This is a genomic window from Chryseobacterium jejuense, assembly GCF_017877355.1.
In the GTDB taxonomy this organism is placed as follows: Bacteria; Bacteroidota; Bacteroidia; order Flavobacteriales; family Weeksellaceae; genus Chryseobacterium; species Chryseobacterium jejuense_A.
The window spans coordinates 1-2,202 of the sequence record NZ_JAGIPR010000028.1 but is presented as its reverse complement, the minus strand read 5'-3'; the positions used below and the strand labels follow the sequence as shown (position 1 = coordinate 2,202).

Sequence of the window (2,202 nt, the reverse complement as noted above, 5' to 3'; positions counted from 1 at the left end):
CTGCAACAGACTTCAATGGCACAACTTTCAAAAGAGTCGGGAGTTGCCGTAGGAACAATGTATTTACATTTTAAAAGTAAGGATGAATTGGTTGAAGGATTATTTCTGCATATTCAAGAATCGTTTGGTAAAGCGGTTAATCTTTCTGACTCAGAAATGAAAGCTTCTTACAAGGATCGTTTTTTTATTTTAGGCAGAAAAGTACATCATTATTATGTAGACAATCCTACGCATTTTTTTGTTGTGAATACCCTCAATTATTCACCATATATATCAAAAGAAATTACAGAATTGGGAAGAACATATTATCAGCAGTCTGTAGACCTTATGGCTGAGGGACTTGAGAACAGATCATTTCAGCCTATTAATATTGTGCTGCTAATCCGATTTATTTATAATGCTGTGATCGCACTGGTTCAGGTACAACTTAAAGATAATGTTGAAGTTACAGAACATATGATAGACCAAAATATAGAAAGAATATGGAAAGCTATTAGGTAAAAAAAAATTAACATAAAAACCGAATGAATATTCATTTATAAATGAATATCATTAATTATTAATGATTTAAAAAAGTTATTTACAATGACAGCACAAGAAGCTTTTAATCAATTAGACCCTAAGAAATGGGCAGAAACCTCAGTAGTGGAAAAACTTCACTTACTGGAAGAAGTACAGAATAATCTGAAAAAGTATGCAGACGATTTGGGCACCTCAGACCAAAAAATGAAAAACACCATCATGGGTGAAGACATTTACACACATGCTGAATCGGTATTTGCAACGGCAGTTCCATTGGCAGGAAACGTTTCGGCCTGCATACAGCTTTACGAATCCATCGCGAAGGGTGAAATGCCAAAACCTTTGAATATTACCAAAGTAAATGACGACACCTATGATGTACACGTATTCCCAATGGATGCCAAGGATAAAGTACTCAGCGGAACACAAAGCGGACATTTACGTGTAAAAGGAACTCCGAAGCAGGTAAATCCTTTAGAAAAGCCAGCCGGGGTAACTGCCATTTTGGGAGCTGGAAATTACAGTTCATCACTCGAAATGGTAAAAGCCCTTTTTTACGATAACAAAGCAGTCATCCACAAACCACATCATCTGAACGAAGAAACTGATGCGATCTGGGAAAAGATTTTCAAACCTATTATTGATTTTGGAGCCTTACGCTTTGTTTCAGCAGACCAAGGACGTGAACTTACAACAATTGATGGTTTAACGGCCATCTATTTCACAGGTGGAACAGGAACGGCCAAAGCAATTATGAGCAATACTAATACCCCTATGGTAGCAGAGTGTGGTGGCAATAACCCTTGCATTATAGTTCCCGGCGACAGACCCTGGACGAAAAAAGAAATGGAACACCAGGCTAATCAGATTGCTACCGTTGCCAAGCTCAATGGCGGTGCTGTATGCGGACGCCCGCAAACTCTGGTGACTTCCAGACATTGGGAGCAGAGAAATGAATTTTTAAATGCTCTGAGAAAAGCTCTTTCTGAAGATACTCCGGCTGCCGGAGCTTATTATCCGGGAACAGATAAAGCAGAGGAAGGTTTCAAAAAAGCCTATCCGAATGCAGAAATCTTAAAACCTGAAAACGGCAGATTCAAACATGCCAATTTTATGCTTATTGCAGACTGTGAAGAGGACAGCTATGCCACACAAAACGAAGCATTCTGCCAAATTATGGATGAAGTCGCATTAGACGTACCAGCCAATGCCAAAGATTTTTTACCAAAAGCTACTGCATTCTGTAATGATAAACTATTGGGTTCATTGGGATGTATGCTTCTTATAGATGAAGACACCAAAAAGGCTCATCAGCATGAATTAGACACCGCAGTAACCCATCTGAAATATGGAGGAATAGCCGTAAATACTATTCCTGTATTTGTATTTTTAAGCCCTTATCTGACTTGGGGTGGAAATGAGCAAGGTAAAGAAATGGTATCCGGTTCCGGTAATTTCGGAAATCTGCTGGGCTTTGAAAATATTGAAAAATCAATTGTTTACGACAAATTTGTATCTCCTGGACATATGCTTCGTACCAACCAGAAAGCATTTGACCATCTTGCAAAAAATATGGCAAGCTATTCCATGGAACCTACCTGGAGAAACTTAACAAAAATGGCCGGAATAGCAATGATAGACGGCTTAAGAAAGAAAGATTTTTAATTTAGTACCTCAATA

At 38.4% G+C, this 2,202-nt stretch carries 2 protein-coding genes; both read left to right on the top strand.

All coding sequences use genetic code 11. From position 1 onward, the window contains the following. On the top strand, positions 1-501 hold a 501-nt coding region (locus J2772_RS24085), incomplete at its 5' end, for a TetR/AcrR family transcriptional regulator (RefSeq protein WP_209921597.1). Positions 502-585: 84 nt separating this feature from the next. Next, positions 586-2,187 carry an aldehyde dehydrogenase family protein gene (locus J2772_RS24080; RefSeq protein ID WP_209921594.1) on the top strand — a complete coding sequence of 534 codons (1,602 nt, stop codon included), beginning with the start codon at positions 586-588 and terminating at the stop codon, positions 2,185-2,187. Positions 2,188-2,202: the final 15 nt, after the last annotated feature.